At 40.2% G+C, this 20,761-nt stretch carries 20 protein-coding genes, 1 tRNA gene and 4 pseudogenes; 18 read left to right on the forward strand and 7 right to left on the reverse strand.

The window, feature by feature from the left end:
- Positions 1 to 2: 2 nt before the first annotated feature.
- Both ACSLFW_RS20650 and ACSLFW_RS20655 read right to left on the reverse strand, forming a co-directional pair.
- A complete protein-coding gene (locus ACSLFW_RS20650) occupies positions 3 to 485 on the reverse strand; it encodes a helix-turn-helix transcriptional regulator (RefSeq protein ID WP_436557315.1) in 483 nt (160 codons plus the stop codon).
- Positions 486 to 540: 55 nt separating this feature from the next.
- Positions 541 to 2,862 carry a triple tyrosine motif-containing protein gene (locus ACSLFW_RS20655; protein WP_436557316.1) on the reverse strand — a complete coding sequence of 774 codons (2,322 nt, stop codon included), beginning with the start codon at positions 2,860 to 2,862 and terminating at the stop codon, positions 541 to 543.
- Between the two features lie 342 nt (positions 2,863 to 3,204).
- Between ACSLFW_RS20655 and ACSLFW_RS20660 the strand changes: the two genes are divergently transcribed.
- The 16 genes and pseudogenes from ACSLFW_RS20660 to ACSLFW_RS20735 all read left to right on the forward strand — a co-directional run bounded on the left by ACSLFW_RS20660 (position 3,205) and on the right by ACSLFW_RS20735 (position 15,862).
- A complete protein-coding gene (locus tag ACSLFW_RS20660) occupies positions 3,205 to 3,972 on the forward strand; it encodes a TonB-dependent receptor plug domain-containing protein (protein WP_436557317.1) in 768 nt (255 codons plus the stop codon).
- Between the two features lie 23 nt (positions 3,973 to 3,995).
- The gene (locus ACSLFW_RS20665; RefSeq protein WP_436557318.1) at positions 3,996 to 4,340 is read left to right on the forward strand and encodes a hypothetical protein; all 345 of its coding nucleotides are present in this window, start codon (positions 3,996 to 3,998) and stop codon (positions 4,338 to 4,340) included.
- Positions 4,327 to 5,121 (forward strand): hypothetical protein, encoded by a 795-nt coding sequence (locus ACSLFW_RS20670; RefSeq protein WP_436557319.1) that lies wholly within the window; start codon positions 4,327 to 4,329, stop codon positions 5,119 to 5,121. The genes ACSLFW_RS20665 and ACSLFW_RS20670 overlap by 14 nt, the downstream gene beginning before the upstream one ends.
- Positions 5,079 to 6,329, forward strand: coding sequence for a TonB-dependent receptor domain-containing protein (locus ACSLFW_RS20675; protein ID WP_436557320.1), 1,251 nt, complete (start codon positions 5,079 to 5,081; stop codon positions 6,327 to 6,329). Before ACSLFW_RS20670 ends, ACSLFW_RS20675 begins: the two co-directional genes overlap by 43 nt.
- Positions 6,330 to 6,341: 12 nt before the next feature.
- Entirely contained in the window at positions 6,342 to 6,710 is a 369-nt protein-coding gene (locus ACSLFW_RS20680; protein WP_436557321.1) for a hypothetical protein, read from the forward strand.
- Between the two features lie 27 nt (positions 6,711 to 6,737).
- Positions 6,738 to 7,253 (forward strand): RagB/SusD family nutrient uptake outer membrane protein, encoded by a 516-nt coding sequence (locus tag ACSLFW_RS20685; protein WP_436557322.1) that lies wholly within the window; start codon positions 6,738 to 6,740, stop codon positions 7,251 to 7,253.
- The gene (locus ACSLFW_RS20690) at positions 7,241 to 7,858 is read left to right on the forward strand and encodes a RagB/SusD family nutrient uptake outer membrane protein (RefSeq protein WP_436557323.1); all 618 of its coding nucleotides are present in this window, start codon (positions 7,241 to 7,243) and stop codon (positions 7,856 to 7,858) included. The genes ACSLFW_RS20685 and ACSLFW_RS20690 overlap by 13 nt, the downstream gene beginning before the upstream one ends.
- A gap of 20 nt (positions 7,859 to 7,878) precedes the next feature.
- Positions 7,879 to 8,751, forward strand: a complete 873-nt coding sequence (locus tag ACSLFW_RS20695; RefSeq protein WP_436557324.1) for a hypothetical protein — start codon at positions 7,879 to 7,881, stop codon at positions 8,749 to 8,751.
- Positions 8,752 to 8,872: 121 nt separating this feature from the next.
- Positions 8,873 to 10,336 (forward strand): annotated as a pseudogene (locus tag ACSLFW_RS20700) (glycoside hydrolase family 30 protein).
- Positions 10,337 to 10,361: 25 nt separating this feature from the next.
- Positions 10,362 to 12,026, forward strand: a complete 1,665-nt coding sequence (locus tag ACSLFW_RS20705; RefSeq protein WP_436557325.1) for a cellulase family glycosylhydrolase — start codon at positions 10,362 to 10,364, stop codon at positions 12,024 to 12,026.
- 17 nt (positions 12,027 to 12,043) lie between these two features.
- Positions 12,044 to 13,135, forward strand: a complete 1,092-nt coding sequence (locus ACSLFW_RS20710) for a carbohydrate-binding protein (RefSeq protein ID WP_436557326.1) — start codon at positions 12,044 to 12,046, stop codon at positions 13,133 to 13,135.
- A gap of 76 nt (positions 13,136 to 13,211) precedes the next feature.
- A complete protein-coding gene (locus tag ACSLFW_RS20715; RefSeq protein WP_436557327.1) occupies positions 13,212 to 13,628 on the forward strand; it encodes a T9SS type A sorting domain-containing protein in 417 nt (138 codons plus the stop codon).
- Positions 13,625 to 14,326, forward strand: a complete 702-nt coding sequence (locus ACSLFW_RS20720; RefSeq protein WP_436557328.1) for a hypothetical protein — start codon at positions 13,625 to 13,627, stop codon at positions 14,324 to 14,326. Before ACSLFW_RS20715 ends, ACSLFW_RS20720 begins: the two co-directional genes overlap by 4 nt.
- Before the next feature lie 138 nt (positions 14,327 to 14,464).
- Positions 14,465 to 14,538 (forward strand) — tRNA-Val (locus ACSLFW_RS20725).
- Positions 14,539 to 14,868: 330 nt separating this feature from the next.
- Positions 14,869 to 15,390: a hypothetical protein gene (locus ACSLFW_RS20730; RefSeq protein WP_436557329.1), complete on the forward strand. Its 522-nt coding sequence runs from the start codon at positions 14,869 to 14,871 to the stop codon at positions 15,388 to 15,390.
- Positions 15,368 to 15,862: a TrmH family RNA methyltransferase gene (locus ACSLFW_RS20735; protein ID WP_436557330.1), complete on the forward strand. Its 495-nt coding sequence runs from the start codon at positions 15,368 to 15,370 to the stop codon at positions 15,860 to 15,862. Before ACSLFW_RS20730 ends, ACSLFW_RS20735 begins: the two co-directional genes overlap by 23 nt.
- 79 nt (positions 15,863 to 15,941) lie before the next feature.
- On the opposite strand, the gene ACSLFW_RS20740 is transcribed toward ACSLFW_RS20735, so the two are convergent.
- Entirely contained in the window at positions 15,942 to 16,151 is a 210-nt protein-coding gene (locus tag ACSLFW_RS20740) for a hypothetical protein (RefSeq protein WP_436557331.1), read from the reverse strand.
- A 158-nt stretch (positions 16,152 to 16,309) separates the two neighbouring features.
- Here ACSLFW_RS20740 and ACSLFW_RS20745 point away from each other — a divergent pair.
- Positions 16,310 to 16,655 (forward strand): annotated as a pseudogene (locus ACSLFW_RS20745) (DUF2200 domain-containing protein).
- Positions 16,656 to 16,670: 15 nt separating this feature from the next.
- Entirely contained in the window at positions 16,671 to 17,060 is a 390-nt protein-coding gene (locus ACSLFW_RS20750; protein ID WP_436557332.1) for a DUF1398 domain-containing protein, read from the forward strand.
- Between the two features lie 13 nt (positions 17,061 to 17,073).
- On the opposite strand, the pseudogene ACSLFW_RS20755 reads toward ACSLFW_RS20750, so the two are convergent.
- The 4 genes and pseudogenes from ACSLFW_RS20755 to ACSLFW_RS20770 all read right to left on the reverse strand — a co-directional run bounded on the left by ACSLFW_RS20755 (position 17,074) and on the right by ACSLFW_RS20770 (position 20,561).
- Positions 17,074 to 18,295: pseudogene (locus ACSLFW_RS20755) on the reverse strand (bifunctional folylpolyglutamate synthase/dihydrofolate synthase).
- Between the two features lie 8 nt (positions 18,296 to 18,303).
- A complete protein-coding gene (locus tag ACSLFW_RS20760; RefSeq protein WP_436557333.1) occupies positions 18,304 to 18,480 on the reverse strand; it encodes a hypothetical protein in 177 nt (58 codons plus the stop codon).
- A gap of 11 nt (positions 18,481 to 18,491) precedes the next feature.
- On the reverse strand, positions 18,492 to 19,187 hold the full coding sequence (locus ACSLFW_RS20765) for an energy transducer TonB (RefSeq protein WP_436557334.1): 696 nt from the start codon (positions 19,185 to 19,187) through the stop codon (positions 18,492 to 18,494).
- A gap of 147 nt (positions 19,188 to 19,334) precedes the next feature.
- A pseudogene (locus ACSLFW_RS20770) lies at positions 19,335 to 20,561 on the reverse strand (Glu/Leu/Phe/Val dehydrogenase dimerization domain-containing protein).
- Positions 20,562 to 20,761: the final 200 nt, after the last annotated feature.

Genomic DNA, 20,761 nt, shown 5'->3' on the forward strand with positions numbered 1-20,761 from the left:
TTTTATATACTCATCAAAAATCCGATAAGGTTTTCTTTTTTGTTCAGTTCGAGTTTTTTGCGAAGCCTGTAACGCGCCAGTTCTACGCCTCCGTTGGAAATATTCATGATTTCGGCGATTTCTTTTGTCGACATATTCATCAGCAAATAAGTCGCAAGATCCAGCTCACGTGGCGAAATTGTCGGAAATTTTTCCTTAAGCCGTTTCAGGAAATCAAAATGAACATTCTTAATATGTTTTTCTAAATCCTTCCAACTCTTATCAGCATTGACTTCCTTAACTATGCTCTTGTTGAGTTTATTGAATTGGAATTTAGCAGTTTCATCAAAAGAATCGACTTCGATGTCTTTCATTTTCTGGATAATTCCATTTAGGACTTTATTTTTCTTTACCACCTGCAGCGAATTGTTCACGAGCTCCTTGTCTTTCGCTAAAATCTTGATCTTAAGCTTATCGTTTTTAAGCCTTTCGATTTCTTTTTCCAAATCGTATTGCTCCTGCCTGATTTTCGCTTCTTTTCCAGATAAAGACGGCGTTGCTCTACCGTTTCGTAATATTTATTCTTACGGATTTTAACGCGGATACGGCCCTGATATAATAAGTTGCAACGACAATGAGCACAATATATAACAAATAAGCCAGCCAGTGGCGGTACCAAGGCGGCGCGACAGAAAACGAAATCACAGATTCCTCAGATTGAATGCCGTAGCTGTTCCGCACTTTGACTTTCATCTTATAACCGCCCTCCTTGAGATTGGTATATTCTTTCATTGCCAATGTTGACCATTTGCTCCAGTTGTCGTCAAAGCCTTCAAGTTGATAGGAAAACTCCACATTTTCCAGATTTTCATATGTTGGAGAAGAAAAAGTAAATCTTACACTATTGGCTGCATAAGGAATGCTGTACTTCTCAAATTTCGTCTGTCCGTTACCCAAAACCAAGGTGTCGCCGGGAAATGAAAATGTCCTGATAAATGCTTTCGGGCGCGTTACATAATTATTGAGCAATTGCGTATCGAAATGCGCCAATCCATCGGTTAAGCCAATGAAAATGTTACTCCTGTCGACCGTGTTTACCGAAGGATAATCGTAAACGAGGTTTCCGGTGAGATTTGAAAACGGCGCAATGATGTTCTTATATTCTCCATTCGCGTCTTTCATCAACATCCCGATGGACTCTTCAAAAATATACCAGATATTCCCGAAAGCATCCTCGTTTATTGACCTTACTCTCGGCAGGTTTTTAAACAACGCGGTCACCTTTTTATCTTCGTAAAAAACCTCCTGTTCTTTGAGGTAAATAAAAAAATGATTATCGGTTTGAAAATAAACCTTATTATTGATGTGCTGTAAACTTTGGACTTCCTTTGTGAAACCGGGAAGGTTTTTATGCATCTTTATTGACGTAAATTTTTTCAAATCCGGGGAAATCGTCATCTGATAAATCAGATTGTCTTTTTTGAGCCAGAGATAGTCTGCATCGATTTCAAAATTGCTGGCCGAAGTTTCCAGACCGTCAATCTGATTGTTGAACTTCCATCCTTGCGGTGTTTTTTCAAATATTGCAAATCCGTTATAATTGCAGCCAATCAGAAATCCGGGTTTTCCCGGAATTGCTTTAAATCCCCAATACCCTTTAGTATCCAGCGTCTTCACTGACTTACCTCCTTCAATCAAAAAGGCGCCACGGTTGTGACCGCAAAATAACTGTCCGTCGATGACCTGAATATTCCATGCCTGACTGTTAGTTCCTTCAACTAATGTAAAAGTATCTTCACGGAAAGGGCCTTTCAATGTATGGTAAAACAAGCCTCGATTGGTCGCTACGTACAAATAGTCATTAAAAAAAACAGATGCATAAACGGTACTCAATTCATAACTGAATCCGAAATAAGTTACGGGCGAATTCTCGTTGACAAAAGTGATTCCGTTATCAAGCCCAAGCCAAAGGTTGTTGCGACTATCAACAAAAGAAGACAAAACGGTATTATTCTGTAAGCCTTTTTTTCGATTGATATGTTGTATGATTTTTCCGGCTTTATCACAAATGATGATTCCATCAAGTACAGAATTGATTACAATGAATTTTTCCTTAATGATAACGCCTCCAAGTGAACTGTTCTTCTTTATGAAATTGTTGGCTTCTGTTTCCCACGGAATCATTTGCTCATTTTCATAAAGAAACAATCCTTTGTCAATAGTAGCCACAAGTAGTTTTTCATTATCCATGGGCATGATTGACCAGGCTTCAGTTCCGTTGAGTACCTGTGTATTTTTAAGCGAGGTAAGATGCCCGTTTTTATATTCCATCAATCCTAAAGCATTATCCTGCAAATAAAGCCGGCCATTAACCAGAAATGAAAACTGGAATCTGTTGGGTGCTTCAATAATTGAAAGCTTATTGTTTTTATAACTGTAAAGCCTGGCGAAAGATTGAAAAATGATTTCATCACCATATATATGTATCCGCCAGATAAAATCAATGATCTTGATTTTTTTATCTACCAATCCGATAAGGGAATGGTATTGAAGTTTACCCTTTTCATCGGCTTTAAAATAACCGAATTCACTATAGCCGCCAATAAATATCCGCCCGGATTTATCAATTTTTACCGACCTTATAAGGGAAGAATTGGGAATAGTGTATTTCGTCCAGGAAGTACCATCAAATTGCAGCAATCCGTTATTATTCGCAAAATAAATGTTACCGTTTTTATCCTGATCAATACCCCAGTTTTGAGTACCACCTTTGTAATCTGTCCTTTTATAATTTTGTATTTCCGGAAGGCCAATATTCTTGACCTGAGCTGTAAGATTTACAACCCAGAGCAAGAAAATGGTATAACAAAATTTTATTCTCATAAATGGCCGTACAGTTTTGTTTGATTTTTAAAGAAAATGCTTTAAACGTTAATTATCAGTTAATTTAAGTCAGAAAACAGCTTAAAAAATAACTTATCAATACACAAATATCAGTTTTTTATAAATGTAGTGTTTATTTTTACACGTTAACGTTTTCGTAACAATTCAAAAAAAAAATTATTTATTTGATTTTCAATTATTTATTTTTTATTTGATTGGTTTTTGATAAGTTGTAAAATTAGATATGATGTGTTTTTGTAATAAAAAATAATTATCGATATAAAAAAAAATACCTTAATATTGCTTCAAATCAATAATTAACCAACCAAAATTTTTAGAAATATGAAATTTACAAAATTACTTATTTTTTGTTTTTCGTCTATTCTATTCTCAGTAGCTGTGCATGCCCAACAGGCCACAATTAAGGGAAAAGTAACCGATGAATCTGGATTACCCATGCCAGGTGTAACAATTTTAGAAAAAGAATCTGAAAAATCTGTAGTAACAGACTTTGATGGAAATTATGAAATCAAAGCAGATTCAAATGGGAATTTAGCATTTAGTTTCCTGGGCTACACAACAATCCAGGAGGCCATCAAAGGCAGGACATCTATTAATGTGAAACTGTTACCAGCTTCAACCGATCTTACAGAAGTAGTTGTAGTAGGTTATGGCACACAAAAGAAAAGTGTGGTAACAGGAGCGATTTCAAGCGTTAAGGCAAAAGACATTGAAAATCTGCCGATTACAAGAATCGAGCAATCTTTACAGGGAAGAGTTTCAGGTGTTTCGATTGCGATGAATGCCGGACAACCTGGATCTACCTCAACAGTCCGTGTTCGTGGTATTACAACACTGAACAACGGAAATGACCCGTTATATGTTGTCGACGGCGTAGTTTTGGGAACCAGCGGTATGGGCTATCTTAACCAATCAGATATCGAGTCTATCGAAGTTTTAAAAGATGCTGCTTCAGCAGCGATTTATGGTACCAGAGGTGCTGCAGGTGTAATCCTTATTACTACTAAAAAGGAAAAAGCGGAAAAATTTCTGTTAGTTACAACGGCTACACCGGAACTTCTAAAGCATCCAGAAAGCTTGACCTTTTAAATGCTACTCAATACGCTACGATTATGAACGAATCTGCCGCTAATGCAGGGCATCCGATAAAATATGCCGATCCTGCTTCGTTAGGCAAAGGTACTGACTGGCAAGATGCTATTTTCAACAACCATGCTTCTAAAAGTTCACACGAGGTGAGTATCTCCGGAGGTAATGACAATTCTAATTTTTATATTTCATTCGGTTTACGCGATGAAGAAGGAATTGTTTCTACAGATATCTCAAACTATAACCGTAAAAATTTCAGGATTAACTCTACCCACAAATTCGCCAAGTTTTTCACTTTTGGAGAAAACATCGGATTCTCACGTGAAAAAACGGTAGGTATTGGAAATACAAATAATGAGTTCGGATGAACCTTTGGCATCAGCAATCAATCTTGACCCGACTACCCCGCTTATTGAGACCGATCCGGCAATAACATCTGCAGGATATTATACTCAAACAGGAGCGGTTAAAGATGCCAATGGTAATTTTTACGGAATTTCAAGTAATGTAGGAAACGAAATTACCAATCCACTTGCCTATGCACAAACAAGAATGGGCAACTACAGTTGGGCAGATAACATCGTTGGGAATGCATTTTTAGAAATTGAGCCTATTAAGGGTCTTAAATTCAAAACCAATTATACACTTAAAAAAGCGTATTATGGTGATTATGGATTCACTCCAATTTCTTTTTTAAGTGCCGTACTTATTACAACGAAAAACAATCTGTTTAAATCAAGTAATACTACTGAAGATTATCAGATAGAAAATACCTTATCATATTCAAATACCGTTGGCGGACATAATTTCACAGTTTTACTCGGTCAGGGAGGTTATGAATATAATAAAGGCGGCGGTGAAAGCATCAGGTATTACAATCAGCCCGTTACAAGATGGCAAGATGCATCCTTTGGATGGACAACTGCTAGTGACGATAAAGAAGGTAATGCCTACCGTAACGTACCGCATAAATTATCTTCATTATTTGCCAGAGCCAATTATGATTACAAAGAAAAGTATATTGCTACTGCGTTAATCAGACGAGATGGATCTACGAATTTTGGTTCGAATAAAAAATATGGTAATTTTCCATCATTTTCAGCAGGTTGGGTACCTTCAAAAGAAGGATTCTTGCCCAAAATAAAGTAGTTACCCAGTTAAAACTTAGAGGAAGCTGGGGTATAACCGGAAATGATGATATTTTTGGAAGGGAATATCCATACGCAGCTACTATCAGCGGAGGAAATAATTATCCTGTAGGAACTGACGGGACAGTTGTAATTGGAAATGGTCCGAATACATTAGCCAATCCTGATTTACAGTGGGAAGAAACGACACAAACTGATTTTGGTCTTGAAACTACATTGTTTAACTCTCTTAACCTTGAATTCGGATATTTCCACAAAAAAACTACAGGAATCATTAAGGAAATCATCATTCCCGGTTACGTAGGTGCTAATAGTAACCCGCTTGGAAATGTTGGCGAAATGACCAACAGTGGTTTTGAATTCTCAATGTCCTACCGTAAATCATTCGGCGACCTTAAAATGAATCTTTCAGGAAATTTCTCTACACTTAAAAACGAAGTGACAAGTATCAGCCCTGCACAGGACTTTTATACAGGAGCTTCGATTCAGTCTGCGCGATTCCCAATCACCAGAACCGAAGTGGGCCACCCTTACATGCAGTTCTACGGGTTGGTAACACAAGGTATCTTCCAGAACCAGGCCCAGATTGATGCACACGTCAATTCTGCAGGCACAGTAATCCAACCGGATGCAGTTCCTGGTGATTTTATTTATAAAGATTTAAATGATGATGGTAAAATTAACGAAAATGACCGTGACTATTTAGGAAATCCAATTCCTGACTTTACTTACGGAATAACGTTAAATTTAGAATACAAAGGTATTGATCTTTTAATATTCGGCCAAGGTGTCGGAGGAAACCAACTCTACAAGGGATTACGTAGATTAGATTTAGGTTCGACTCCAAATTATCAAACAGCGGCTTTAGGAAGATGGACTGGTGAAGGCAGCAGCAACACTTATCCAAGAATTACAGATGACGATACCAATAAAAATTTCACAACTCCTTCTGCTTTTTATATAGAAGATGGCGATTATTTCAGAATTAAAATGGTTCAATTAGGTTATTCACTACCAAAATCAATCATTAGTAAAGCAGGCCTTGAAAGAGTAAGACTCTATGTTACAGGTGAAAACCTTTTCACATTCACAAAATATACTGGTTACGATCCGGAGATTGGAAACTCAGGAACTGATACTCAAGGTATAGACAGAGGATATTATCCACAGGCCAAATCATATATGTTCGGTGTTAATTTACAATTTTAAAAAATTACTATTATGAAAATGAGAAAATTGAGTTACTATCTTCTTGGGCTTTTGGCTCTTGGAGGCTTTGCGCTATCCTGCAGCAAAGATTACATTGAAAATGATGTCGATGCAGCAACTTTAGAGCAAGACTATTATAAAAATGAAGGAGAAGCTTATTCTGGCTTAATTTCGGTTTATGATATCCTGAAAAAACATACCGGTGGATTTGAAAATGCGGTTACGTTTTTCAACGCAGCGTCTGATGATTTTTACGCCGGTGGCGGTAGTGCTACTGATGGCGCGGGGATTCACGGGATTTCTGACTATTCAATAACCCGGGAGTTATGCCGGGCAGTTACTGGAATGACTATTACCAAGGCGTTTTCAGAGCCAATCTGATTCTTTCAAAACTTCCGGAACGTGCCGATGGACGAAACTACAAAAGCACGATTTGCCGCAGAAGCTAAAGCTTTAAGAGCTTACTACTTTTTTGAATTGCAAAGGTCTTTCGGACATATTCCGTTAATTGTTGATTTGCTGTTGCCAACCGAAATTTATAATGTTGAGCAAGCAACTCCGGAAGCTGTATATGCACAAATCGAAACAGATCTTACCGAGGCATTCGCTGTACTTCCTGCAACCGTGCCTGCTGCAGAGGCTGGTCGTTGGAATAAAGGTATCGTACAGGCCCTTCTTGGTAAAGTTTATCTCTATGAAGGCAAAAATGCAGAAGCGGCAGCACAATTTGCTGAAGTTAACGGAGCGCCGGGCGGAACCAGTCAATATGGATATCACTTGCTTACCAACTATTCAGATCTTTGGATTCCGGCCAATAAATTCAATGCAGAATCTATTTTGGAATCGCCACACACCAATAAAAGTGAATCAAGCTGGGGAACTGGTGCCAGGGAAGCGACGAAGGTAACTCTATGGCACAGATGATCGGGCCACGTGGTTACTCAAGATTGAATAATACTGCGCCTGATTTAGCTGGAGGCTGGAGCTTTAACACTGTAACACAGGATTTATATAACGCACTTTCAGGAGATCCAAGGTTCAATTCTACGATTCTTGACATGAAAGCATTGGTTACTGCAGGTGCTGCGAACTATACTGCTGCAGATCAGGATACAGGATACTTTCTTAAAAAATACCTTCCTTTGACTTCAGACAGAACTACTGCAGGCGGAACTATCGAATTGAACTACAGCATGAATTCTTACATAATTCGTCTTGCTGACACTTACCTTATGGAAGCCGAAGCATTAGGCGGAACAGGCACAAGAGCCCAAGCCTTATTAGACGCTGTCAGAGCACGTGTAGGATTGCCTTCAATTCCTGTAAGCCAGGATAACATTGCAAAAGAAAGAAGATTAGAGCTTGCCGGTGAAGGTCACCGTTGGTTTGACTTGGTTAGAACAGGTAAAGCTGCTTCAGTATTGCATGCAATGGGAAAAACAGGTTACACGGAAGGGAAAAACAATGTTTTGCCAATTCCGCTAAAAGAAACTGAAAACACCAAAATCATACAAAATCCAAATTACTAATTAATTTAAATTATTAAGAAATGAATTTTAAAAAAACATATTTAGTGCTTGCGCTTGCAGCTTTAGGTACTTTCAGCGCATGCTCTCCTGATGAGGCAGGAGCCGGAAATGGCTTGAATCTGGTGGAAGCCGATGCATCTTTTACAGTTACTCAGGTAGATGCCAATCATTTTAAGCTTACTGCTACGGAATCACCTGAATTAATGTCATCAAGGTGGGGAGTTGCAAAAGCTGATTTAGCTGACGCGATACCAACTGCTCCCGGAGTAAATTTTAATGCTTTCTTGCCTGATGCGGGAACATATAAAGTTATACACACTGCAACAGGGAAGGGTGGCACTACAACCATGTCAACACAATTGATTACTGTTACAACTCCTGACCCAATCGCAGGTAACCTGATTTTGGGCAGTGAATTTAATAGCGTTGATGATTATAACCAGTTTTCCATTCTACACATTCCATCAAGCGGAACTGCAGCATGGGCGTATGACGCAACAGGAAAAAAAGCCACTATTTCAGGCACTAATGGCCATCAGGGGATTTTCCAAGCTGTGAATGTTATTGCAGATAAGCATTATAAAATCGACATGACTGTTTCCGGCACCGGATCGACGAATACATGGTTTGAATTGTATGCATCGATGACAGCGCCTACACAAAACCAAGATTATAGTTTCAATGGAAAGAGAATGCAAATCAACACCTGGGCAGGTTGCGGAACATCAAATTTCTCAGGATTATTCTCAGCCGTGCAATGCGGAACGGGCGACGTTTCAGGAAATGTGGTTTCGTTTCCAACTTCAGGAACAGCTTACATTGTTGTAAAATGTGGTGGTGATAACATAGGATCAATCAGCATCGATAACGTAGAAATGCGAAGAATAGATTAAGTAAATTAAGTTTGAGTTAGTTAAAATAGCCTGTATTCAGTTTTTGATTACGGGCTATTTTTTAAAAAATAGGTTTTAAAATCATCAATCGTCCTTAATCAATCAATAAATCAGATCTATAATGAAAAAAAACAGCATTAAAATCCTTTGCCTTGCATTCTGTTTTACTGCCGCTGCGCAACAAAGCAAGCAAAAGCAGATCAAACCAGAATTCATAGCCATCGGAAAAAACATAACGGTTTATACCACAGCCGACAGCACCAATCTAAAGATCACAAAAACCGATGATTTAGCTTTTACCCAAGCAGAACAGCCGGTTGAAAGAGAAATTTCAGTTTTCGTAGAACCAAAAAAGCAATTCCAGACATTCATGGGAATCGGAGGTGCCATTACTGACGCCAGTGCCGAAGTATTCGCAAAACTTTCGCCTGCAAAACAGCAGGAATTCCTGAATGCCTATTATGATAAAGACAAAGGAATCGGGTATTCATTGATGCGTACTTCGATTCACAGTTCTGATTTCAGCAGCGGAAGTTATACTTACGTGAAAGAAGGCGATAAAGAACTTAAGACTTTCAACATTGACCACGACAGGCAATTCCGTATACCGTTGATTAAAAAAGCCATAAAGACTTCAGGTGGAAAAATTACTTTATTCGTAAGTCCGTGGAGTCCGCCCGCGTTCATGAAAAGCAACGGCAGCATGCTTAAAGGCGGTACTTTATTACCAGAATTTGACCAATCGTGGGCTAATTATTATACAAAATTCATAAAAGCTTATGAAAAAGAAGGCATCCCGATTTGGGGATTGACTGTTCAAAACGAACCAATGGCAACCCAAACCTGGGAATCCTGTATCTTCACTGCAGAAGCAGAAAGAGATTTCCTTAAAAATTATCTCGGAACTAACACTAAAAAAAGACGGTCTTGGCGATAAGAAAATCATCGTTTGGGACCATAATCGCGACCTGATGAACCAACTGGCGAATGTTATCTTTAATGATCCGGAAGCTTCCAAATATGCCTGGGAAATGGGCTTCCACTGGTATGAACACTGGCCGGCGCGCTCCGATGTTCGACAACGTAAAAAATGTCAAAGAAGTCTTATCCTGATAAAAATCTGATTTTTACCGAAGGCTGTGTGGAAAAATTTGACGCTACAAAATACTATTTGTGGTCAAATGGAGAGCGTTATGGCACATCGATGATCAACGACTTCAATAACGGAACTGTTGCCTGGACAGACTGGAACATTCTTTTAGACCAGACCGGCTGACCAAATCACGTAAGCAATTTCTGCCTTGCCCCTGTTCACGCCGATACCAATTCAGGCGAATTGATTTATACGCCGTCTTACTATTACATCGGGCACTTTTCAAAATTTATTCGTCCCGACGCCAAAAGAGTGAGTACTGTAGTGAGCAGAAGCCAGTTATTAAGCACCTCTTTCCTCAATACAGACGGAAAAATGGTGACTGTGGTAATGAACCAAAGCGCGCAAAAAATCACTTACAACCTTATGGTTGATAATCAAAAAACAATTGTTACGATTCCGCCACACGCCATCCAGACATTGGTTTACTAATTCGGAATAACTTTAAATTTTTATCATGAAAAAAATATTGCTATTGCTTTTAACGGCAATGACCCTGCCTTCTTTTGCCCAGGGTTATCTGCACCGCAGCGGGCAGAATATTGTCGACGGTAACAACCAACCCGTTCTTTTACGTGGCCTTGGCCTTGGCGGATGGATCTGCCAGGAAGGTTATATGCTGCAGATGGAGTCGTTTGCCGCAACCTCAGCACGTTATCAAAAGAAAATCACCGACCTTATCGGAGAAGCCAATACTGCCGAATTTTACCAGACCTACCGTGCTAACGGTATTACCAAACGCGACATCGATTCGCTCGCTGCCTGGGGATTCAATTCTGTCAGGCTGCCGATGCATTATAACCTTTACACTTTACCGATTGAACAAGAAACCGTTGCCGGTCAGAATACCTGGCTTGACGAAGGTTTTACAATGACCGACAACCTTTTAAACTGGTGCGCCGCCAACAATATGTATCTGATTCTTGATATGCACGCGACGCCGGGCGGGCAAGGACATGACGCTGCCATTTCAGATTACGACAACACCAAACCATCGCTCTGGGAAAGTGTTGCGAACCGAGAGAAGATGAAAGCACTTTGGCAGAAAATAGCTTTAAGGTATAAAGACAGTCCGTGGATTGGTGCCTATGATATTATCAATGAACCCAACTGGAATTTTGATGGCACAAACGTAAACGGCTGCTCAGAAAACAGTAATGCGCCTTTAAAATCACTGATGATGGATGTCACGGCTGCTATTCGCCAGGTAGACAATAACCACATGATTATCATCGAAGGAAATTGCTGGGGCAATAATTACAACGGCATATTGAATGGTGGTTTGTGGGATCAGAATATGGCATTGAGTTTTCATAAATACTGGAATTACAATACACAGGGGTCAATACAGGGAATGCTCAATTACAGAACGCAATATAATGTTCCAATCTGGCTTGGAGAAAGCGGCGAGAATTCAAATGTTTGGTTTAAGGATGCAATAGCTCTTATGGAATCCAACAACATTGGCTGGGCGTTTTGGCCAATGAAAAAGGTAGAGAATATTGCCGGTGTCACTTCGGTAAAAAAACCTGCAGAATTTGAAACGCTGCTCAATTACTGGAAAAACGGTGGTACGCAGCCTAGTACAGGTTACGCAAAAGCGGCGTTGATGCAACTGGCCGACAATTACAAAATGCAAAATGTCGTTTGCAAGCCTGATGTCGTTGATGCCATGTTCCGTCAGATTACAACAACTTCTACCAAGAAATATAAAAACCACCCTGTTCCGGGAAAAATATTCGCAACCGAATATGATTTAGGGCAGAATGGATATGCTTATTCCGATAAAGGCGTTGCGAATTACCAAGTCGATTTAGGAAGTTTTACGCCTTGGAACAGCGGTTATGCAATGCGAAATGACGGCGTAGATATCCAGTCAACAAATGACACGCCGAACAACGGATTTCAGGTAGGCTTCATCGAAAATGGAGAATGGCTCAACTATACGCTTAACACGACGGCAGAAAAAGCATATGATGTTGACATCCGCTACGCGAGCGCATCGGCTGCAGGAAAAATTTACCTTGAAGACGCTAACGGAAAAATCTCAGAAACCATCACGCTTCCGGCAACGGGCGGACTGACAACCTGGGTACCGCTACTTTTACAGATGTCATTTTAAAACAAGGCGAAAATAAGGTGAAAATCTATTTTGAAATCGGCAACTTCAATTTGAATTACCTTGAATTTAAAAATGAAAGAAATACGTCACAGGTAGCCATGAAAATGGTTGGTGCTTCTACCAATATTCTGGGCGATAAAATCAATGTGAATTTCAATAAGGCGCTGCAAACGGGCATTAACTTTTCAGACAGTAATATCCAATTGTTTGTGAATGGCGTACAAAAAGCAATCACATCGATTAATTACAACACCGCCAATCAAGGTTTGGTGATTAAACCAACCGTCGCTATTAATGCTTCTGATGTAGTAACCATCGCCTACAATGGCACCAATATAATAGCCAACGATGCTACAATACAGTCTGTTTTCACGGATAAACCTGTGCAGAACAATGTGGGCAATATTCTTGGGATCTCAGGAAAAATTGAAGCGGAGAATTTTTTTTTCAATTACGGCCTCACGACTGAAACCGCGAATGATACTGGCGGCACGTTAGCTATTAATTATACCGATAGCGGTGATTATCTCGATTACCTTGTCAACGTAGGCGAAACGGGAAATTATACGATTGAATATCGTTATTCAGCAGAATCGGCGACTTCAAAAATAAAATTACAACTGATCAACGAAACGACCCAGGATATTCAAGTCGTCACACTTTCGCCCACAGGTAACTGGCAAACCTGGAATACAAAATCTACCCAGGCGCTTTTGCCGGCAGGAAGATATAAGGCCAGAATTACGGTAATAGATGCTGGGTTTAACCTCAACTGGATAAAGTTTTCGTTAATCCAGCCCGACGATGACAATGACAATGTAGCCAATATAAATGACAATTGCCCGAATACCCTTCGGGCGATGTTGTTGATTTTAATGGCTGTACGCTGTTTAGCCTGCCTTCAAGTAACTTCAATATTAAAGCAACCGGAGAGAGTTGCAGGAGTTCAAATAACGGTAGTGTTGAAATCACATCGGCGGCCAATCATCCTTATGTTGCAACAATTACCGGCGGTGCATCGAATGCATTCACGACGTCGACTTCTTTACCAATTTACAGGCGGGAGTTTACGAAGTTTGTATCACGATTCCCACGATTCCGACTTTTAGCCGTTGTTTCGATGTAAACATCAATGAACCTGTCGATTTGGCGGTTTTGGCGCGTCCTTCGCAACAAGAATACAATGTGACCTTAGATTTGAGCGGCGGACACCTTTATACTGTCAGTCTTAACGGAGAAACTTTTATCACCGGGCAAACAGCTGTCACACTTAACCTTAAACCCGGTAAAAATGACGTCGTGGTAACCACTGATCTTGAATGCCAGGGCAGTTATCGCGAGAGTTTTATGATGGAAGATAAGATGAGCGTTTTTCCTAATCCTGTAAAAGACGGCATGCTTTACCTGAGTTTTCCTTCACAGGAGAATGAAAAAGTCAGCGTTCAGGTGTACTCGATGGTCGGGAAACTGATTATCGACAAACAATTACAGCCTGAAAACAATCAAATTGGTGTTAATGTAAACGAGCTTGCCGTCGGCAGTTATGTTGTCAAGTTGGTTTCTAACACTTCTATTTATAATTCAAAATTCATACGACAATGAGAAACATAATAAAAACATTCGCCTTAGCAGGAGCATTTGTTATATTTAGTTGCGGTTCAGGCGGTGGCGGCGGTTCAGAAGAAACCGGCAATCCACCGGTGGCTGCAATATTGAGCGCTCCGGCCAACAATTCGGAATGCCTCAGCGGAACAAGTGTTTCGGAAACAGAAAGCAAAGTTACTTTTCAGTGGAACCCTTCAGCAAACGCCGACTCCTATATTTTATATGTAAAAAACCTGACAACACAGACAACCTTGCAGTATGTTGCAGGTGCTGTTACCAATTTTGACGTAACGCTGCTTAAAGGCACTCCGTATTCATGGTATATCGTTTCAAAATCAAAAAGTGCTACGGCCACAGCTACAAGCGAAAAATGGAAATTTTATAATTCCGGAACCGGAACCGTCAATTACGTCCCTTTTCCGGCCGAAGCGGTTTCGCCACCGATGAGCAGCACCATTAGCGGCCCGACAGTAAATTTTGCGTGGACAGGCAGTGATGTTGATAATGACATCGTTTCGTATGATCTTTATATGGACACAACTACAAACCCCACTACAAAAGTCGGCACGGCAACAAGCGCCCACCTGGATGCCATTTCTGTTTCAGGTGCCGCAACCTATTATTGGAAAGTAGTTACAAAAGACGGTGCCGGCAATACTTCGGATTCACCAGTATTTCAATTTAAGACCTATTAAAAAATATAATTTGATTTTTTGTTTTTTTTTATTAGCCCTGCAGCAATGCAGGGCTTTTTTTATCACAGACAACGTAAATATTTCTTTGGATTTTATTTGCAAATCACAAAAAGTGCTTTATATTTGCACTCCAATTGAGGGCGATTAGCTCAGTTGGTTCAGAGCATCTGGTTTACACCCAGAGGGTCGGGGTTCGAATCCCTCATCGCCCACAAAAAAACCGAAACGAGCGTTTCGGTTTTTTTATTTTCGGAGAGCGTCAAAAGCTCGCTTTTGTAAACTTTGTGAAAATAAAAAAACAAGCCGATTTTTCATCGGCTTTGGTTTTGCTGTGAAGGCACCCAAAAAGGATCAGCGTACTAATCCCATCAAAATATACCTCCAATCAAATCCAATATACCAAACGGCAATAACGCTATCCTACTTACTACATCTTGAATGAGTATTTTTCATAACTTCGTTGTAGCTTCACTTGATTTTTTTGGCGCACTTTACATTAGTGACATTGTAAATCCCATGAAATATCTCCATTTCAGTAAATAATGGCTCATTTTTCCAACTCAAAATATAAAATCAAAACCCCTGAAAATTTCAAACTGACCGGCGGAACTATCTGGATATTAGAAAAAATTTACAGAACAGCGCCATTAGAAAAAAAGTTAAATCATTTAAGAAGTTTAGACATTGATACAGTTGGATATGGCGTTTCACAGCTATTAGACGAAAGAAATTACCGGCTTATCCCGAAATTCGAAAACCACGATTTAAAACATCTCATTTTAGGATATGAAATGACAATGCAGGATGAAATAAAAATGCAGGCTTACTTAATCGGAAACGGGAACTATACTTTGCCTTGCCTGTTATTTTTTTCGCTTTTCCTATTCTATCCTTCAACATGGAAAAGCCTGCCGGGAGAATATCGTAATGGAAAATCAATGAAGTCGATATATTTTTTGACTTTAGACGAATGCAAAGGCGAAAATTTAGCCAAAATCAGAAGAGAATACAGCTTTAAATTCAGAAATAACAACACCACTAATGGAATTGATTGCAGTCCTTGAAAACCCAAATTACATCATCAACATTGGCAATGTTATCCGAAATGTCAACGGATTGGGCGTTAATAAATTGTATATCATTGATGGCCTGAATCGAATCGACCGCGACCCGGATATTTTAAAAGAAAGGAAATCGCTTATCAAACATTCTTCGGGCGCAGTCAGACATACAAACATTGAACGTTTTGACACATCGCAGGAATGCCTTGATTTCCTCAGTAAAAATAATTTTACCTCAATCGGGACTTCACCAGCAGCATCATGCGCGAAAAATTATCATTTGCATGAAAGCAATTTAACGTATCCGAAACTCGCGATCTGGTTTGGAGACGAAGCCAATGGCTTAACCGAAACTGTTTTGAAACAATGCCAATTTTGCCTTCGGATTGAAATGACGGGAAAAGTTGAAAGCTTAAATCTTGCGACGACAACAGGAATTGTATTGTACGAAGCCGTTAAACAAAGAAAACTATAAGCTAAATTTGAAAAAATAAAAACCGAAGCTGAATCTTCAACTTCGGTTTCTATCTATAGCAACTTCGCCCATCCTGAAATTATGCCGACAATGGCATTTTGTGCAGCAATTCAAAAAGAGGCTCGTGGATATCGGCATTGCGGTGTTTCCAAAGCTCAATTTTCAGGTTATGTACGATGGTTTCTCTTGTATCTGCATCGACATTCTTTAACCTTGTACGCAGTAACTCTACGGTTGGATATTTGTAAAGTGTATTTTTCAATCTGTTGATAACGTAATTTGAGTCCATATTGGTGTGTTTTTAGTGATTATTTTTTTGTAAGAACCTACAGCCAAATTATTAAATCCTTGTCGCATGAAGTTATATTATTTGATTACTATTTTGTAAAATTAATGGCATTTTTCTGTATCAGGAATCTGTCGTATATTGCAATTCATACAAATTATATGGAAAACCACAGAATTTTCAAGACTTCATTCGCGGTGTTTATCCGCATTATATCGCTAAAGCTGAGAAAAAGGCCGCACAAAAGAAGAGGTAGACACTGTCATTTGCTGGCTGACAGGCTATACACAGTCAGCATTACAACAGCAGATTGACAATCGCGTTGATTTTGAAACTTTCTTCGCATCGGCACAACTTAATGAAAACGCATCGAAAATAACAGGCGTAATTTGCGGCTATCGCATCGAAGAAATCGAAAATGAGCTCATGAAAAAAATCCGTTATATGGATAAGCTTATTGATGAGCTCGCGAAAGGAAGGCCGATGGAGAAAATCTTAAGAAGTTAATTAAATTCAACCATAATGTTTACAACAGAACAAATCAGGGCAGCACACAGCAAAGTCAAGTCAGGCGCAGATTTCCCGGCCTATATCCAGGATCTCAAAAAGTTAGGCGTCACCAGTTATGAAACTTTTGTAGCAGACGGGCATACCGATTATTATGGCGCAGCCGATTATAAAACTTCAACCGGCGCAAAATATGAGCCGTTAAATATCGCTGAAATTTCCAACACAGCGCAATTTAAAGCAGACCTCAGGTCGCACCAGCATGGCAACACAGATTATCCGACATTTTGCAACGATTGTGCAAAATCAGGCATCGAAAAATGGGTAGTAAACATGGCAGAAATGACATGTATTTATTATGACCGGAAAGGGAATGAAGTCTTAGCAGAGCAGATTCCGCAATAATCTATATCAGGATTTACAAAACTTCTGCAACGACAAAAGTACTGCCGCCAACATAAATTAAATCCGTGCTTTTTGCTTTATCTAAAGCTGCTTTGTAAGCTGTTGAAACCGAATTGTACCTTTCGCCTTCAAGTCCGAAACCTGAAGCTTTTTGTTGCAGAATTGCAGCATCAAGACCGCGCGGTACATTCGGTTTTGAAAAATAATAAACCGCATTTTTCGGAAATAGCGGCAGAATTTCATCCAAATCCTTATCATTCACTACACCCATAACGATATGCAACTGCTCAAAATCTTCGTGCAATAATTGATTCAGGACGATTTTTAGTCCGTGGCTGTTGTGCGCCGTATCGCAAATCACTTTAGGATTTTCGTGGATTTGCTGCCAGCGGCCTTGCAAACCGGTATTTTTAATGACATTCAGAAAATCCTGTTTTTATATTTTCTTCGCTTACGCGGAATTCATTCTGCATTTGAAGCACCCGAATCGCCTGAAGCACCGTTTTTTTATTCTGAATCTGATAATCTCCGAGCAAAGCCGACGGATAAGTTGTTTCGATTAATTCGGAAGCGAAATATAACGGTGAATTATTTTCTTCGGCTTTTTGAACGAAAACAGGTTTTGTTGCTGGAACATATTCACCGATTACAACAGGAATCCGTGGCTTGATAATGCCGGCTTTTTCAAAAGCGATTTCTGGTAATGTTGTTCCTAAAAACTGCGTATGATCCAATCCAATGTTGGTGATGACTGAAATTAATGGCATAATGATGTTTGTAGAATCGAGTCTTCCTCCCATTCCGACTTCGATTATGGCAATGTCTACATTCTCGCTATTGAAATAATCAAAAGCCAGGCCGACCGTCATTTCGAAGAAACTCAGGTCGTTTGCTTCAAAAAAAGGTTTATTCATTTCAATAAAATCGACTACAAAATTTTCATTGATTTCGTTGCCGTCAATTTTAATACGTTCGCGGAAATCCTTTAAATGGGGCGATGTGTACAGACCTGTTTTGTATCCGGCTTCCTGCAAAATCGAAGCCAACATGTGTGAAGTCGACCCTTTCCCATTGGTTCCGGCAACGTGAATGCATTTGAGATTTCGCTGCGGATTGCCCAAATGATTAGCCAGTAAAATAGTGTTGGTAAGGTCTTTTTTATAAGCTGATGCACCCTGATGCTGGTAAACCGAAAGCTGGCTGAACATCCATTCGACGGTTTGCTGATACGTCATCATGCAGTTTATTCGCCCAGTTTGAAGTTGATCGTAATCGTCCCGATTTGGGTTTCCGGTGCGTCTGGTTTTGGCTCCCATTTGTAAGTGCGCGCCGTTGCATACGCAGGATCTAAAAGACATTGACTGGTATTTGTTGTGCCTTTTGTATATTTTGTACCGATTACTTTTCCTTCCCTGTTCACAGTAATCTGAACTACAACAGTTCCATATTCGTTACATTTTTGTACTTGCTTGCTGCTGCTGCTGAGTTTTCTCCTGCGAGTTTCCAGTTGCCGCTACCGTTTCCGTTACCACCGCCATTTCCTGCGCCATAGCCGCTGCCGGTACCTATCCCCTGCCCGCTTCCGTTGCCGCCGCCGCTTCCTGTGCCCGAACCGCCGCCACCGTTGTAGCCGGTTGCATTGGTATCGCCGTTGGCTTTTCCTTTGTTGCCTCCGGTCTTATCATCGCCGTCGCCGCCTTTGGAGTTGCTGCTGTTCAATACATTCGACAATGCATCGTTGGTAGATTGTGACGGTTTTGGTTTTGGTGGCTCAACGACTGGTTTTACGTCAGGTTTTTTAGGTTCAGCTTTAGGTTTTACCGTTGTCACAGCCGGAACATCGTCATCCGATTGATTCGTAATGATTTCCTCTTCCTGCACTTTTTCAGGTGTTTTAACCTGTGCCTGCGCCGGAGCCGGTTCTCTTGATTGATAATTATCTCCGGAACCTGTGTCGCTGTCGCCAAAATTGACCGCAATATCGCCACCCCCGCCACCGCCTTCGAGATCATTGAGCTGGGTGATGCTTCCCGAAAGGAAATAAAGCAAAATAAATAACAAGACAAAAAGCGCCGAAGTGATGATCAGCGATTCTTTTTTGTGTTCTATTTGTGTGTATTGCACCATTATTATCGGTTAAACTGTTATTTGTAAACGAAAATAAGGAAAATAAATTGCTTTAGCCGAAAGTTGAAAGGCAAAGTTGAAACTCTGCAAAATTCATACAACTTTCGGTGCTGACTTTGGACTTTCGACTTGTGACTTTCGACTCAATTACACCAACTGCTTCAACGCGATTTCAAACGCAGTCGCGCTGATGTTGGTCTTGCCATTACTTAGCTGATGTGCTTTTGCAATGGCATTTTTGATGATTTCAGATGTATCGTTAAAGATGGCCTCGTCGGTCATTTGTACTTTTTTCTCCATGAAATAAGCGAAAACACGCGCCATTCCGCAGTTTGAAATGAAATCCGGAATCAGGCTCACTTTCGCATCGATGTTCTCCATAATCGGGCGAAAGAAAATTTCCTTGTCAGCGAAAGGTACATTGGCCCGCATGAAATCACTTCAAGACCCGAAGCGATCATGCTTTCTACCTGTGATTGCGTTACCAGACGCGAAGCAGCGCAAGGCGTGAAAATCTCAGCGCCGATCGTCCAGATTTCTTCGTTGATTTGTTCAAACGGAATCATATTTTCGGCAACCAGTTTATTGCCGTCTTTTTTGAGGAATAAATCGCGGATTTCTTCAAATGAAAATCCGTCTTTATTGATGAGTCCGCCATCGCGATCAATGATTCCTACAACTTTAGCACCCATATCCGCCAGGTAAAAAGCAGCGGCAGAACCTACGTTCCCAAATCCCTGAACAATCGCTTTCTTTCCTTTTACGGAACCGCCATAAATATCATAAAAATGACGAACCGCCTGCGCCACTCCGTAACCCGTAATCATATCGGCAACGGTATACTTTCGGGCGACATCTGGTGAAAACGCCGGATTTTCAATCACTTTTACAACGCCCTGGCGCAATTGCCCGATGCGATTGATTTTATCAGCTTCTGTTGGCTTGAAATGCCCGTTAAAAACACCTTCCTGCGGATGCCAGACGCCACATTCTTCAGTCATCGGGATTACTTCGTGGATCTCATCAACGTTCAGATCGCCGCCCGTACCGTAATAACTTTTCAATAATGGTGAAACGGCTTTGTACCAGCGCTGCAAAACGCCTTCTTTTCGCGGGTCGGTCGGGTCGAAATTGATACCCGATTTTGCGCCGCCGATGGCAGCGTCCGGAAACCGTAAACTTCACTTCCATGGTTTTGGCCAGCGAAAGCACTTCATTCATATCTAAACCTTTTCTCATCCTGGTTCCGCCGCCGGCTGCTCCGCCACGCAGGGAATTGATGACCGTCCAGCCTTCGGCATCGGTTTCGGCATCTTTCCAGTTGAATATGATTTCAGGTTCTTTATTTTCAAATTTCTTTAATAAATCTTTCATTTTGTTGCGATATGTTTAAGTTCAGCAAATATAAAAAATAGGTTCGTGCGAATTTGATATTTTTGCAGAAAATTCTATTTTCTGCAAATTCCAAAAAATCAAATCACAAATTCCAAATAAGTTCCAAATTCCAATTTTTGAAACGCACCACTTTGGAATTTTAATATTGGAATTTATTTGTTATTTCGAATTTGTATTTT

Source organism: Flavobacterium sp. 3HN19-14, assembly GCF_051373205.1.
GTDB lineage: Bacteria > Bacteroidota > Bacteroidia > Flavobacteriales > Flavobacteriaceae > Flavobacterium.

Bases quoted from the DNA above. Each gene is read 5' to 3' on its own strand.
- ACSLFW_RS20665 (WP_436557318.1), top strand. From the start codon at position 3,996: ATGAACGAATCTGCCGCTAATGCAGGGCATCCGATAAAATATGCCGAT.
- ACSLFW_RS20680 (WP_436557321.1), top strand. From the start codon at position 6,342: ATGAAAATGAGAAAATTGAGTTACTATCTTCTTGGGCTTTTGGCTCTT.
- ACSLFW_RS20735 (WP_436557330.1), top strand. From the start codon at position 15,368: ATGGAATTGATTGCAGTCCTTGAAAACCCAAATTACATCATCAACATT.
- ACSLFW_RS20685 (WP_436557322.1), top strand. From the start codon at position 6,738: ATGGACGAAACTACAAAAGCACGATTTGCCGCAGAAGCTAAAGCTTTA.
- ACSLFW_RS20730 (WP_436557329.1), top strand. From the start codon at position 14,869: ATGGCTCATTTTTCCAACTCAAAATATAAAATCAAAACCCCTGAAAAT.
- ACSLFW_RS20765 (WP_436557334.1), bottom strand. From the start codon at position 19,187: ATGGTGCAATACACACAAATAGAACACAAAAAAGAATCGCTGATCATC.
- ACSLFW_RS20740 (WP_436557331.1), bottom strand. From the start codon at position 16,151: ATGGACTCAAATTACGTTATCAACAGATTGAAAAATACACTTTACAAA.
- ACSLFW_RS20690 (WP_436557323.1), top strand. From the start codon at position 7,241: ATGGCACAGATGATCGGGCCACGTGGTTACTCAAGATTGAATAATACT.
- ACSLFW_RS20670 (WP_436557319.1), top strand. From the start codon at position 4,327: ATGAGTTCGGATGAACCTTTGGCATCAGCAATCAATCTTGACCCGACT.
- ACSLFW_RS20655 (WP_436557316.1), bottom strand. From the start codon at position 2,862: ATGAGAATAAAATTTTGTTATACCATTTTCTTGCTCTGGGTTGTAAAT.
- ACSLFW_RS20660 (WP_436557317.1), top strand. From the start codon at position 3,205: ATGAAATTTACAAAATTACTTATTTTTTGTTTTTCGTCTATTCTATTC.
- ACSLFW_RS20750 (WP_436557332.1), top strand. From the start codon at position 16,671: ATGTTTACAACAGAACAAATCAGGGCAGCACACAGCAAAGTCAAGTCA.
- ACSLFW_RS20695 (WP_436557324.1), top strand. From the start codon at position 7,879: ATGAATTTTAAAAAAACATATTTAGTGCTTGCGCTTGCAGCTTTAGGT.
- ACSLFW_RS20720 (WP_436557328.1), top strand. From the start codon at position 13,625: ATGAGAAACATAATAAAAACATTCGCCTTAGCAGGAGCATTTGTTATA.
- ACSLFW_RS20705 (WP_436557325.1), top strand. From the start codon at position 10,362: ATGAAAAAAATATTGCTATTGCTTTTAACGGCAATGACCCTGCCTTCT.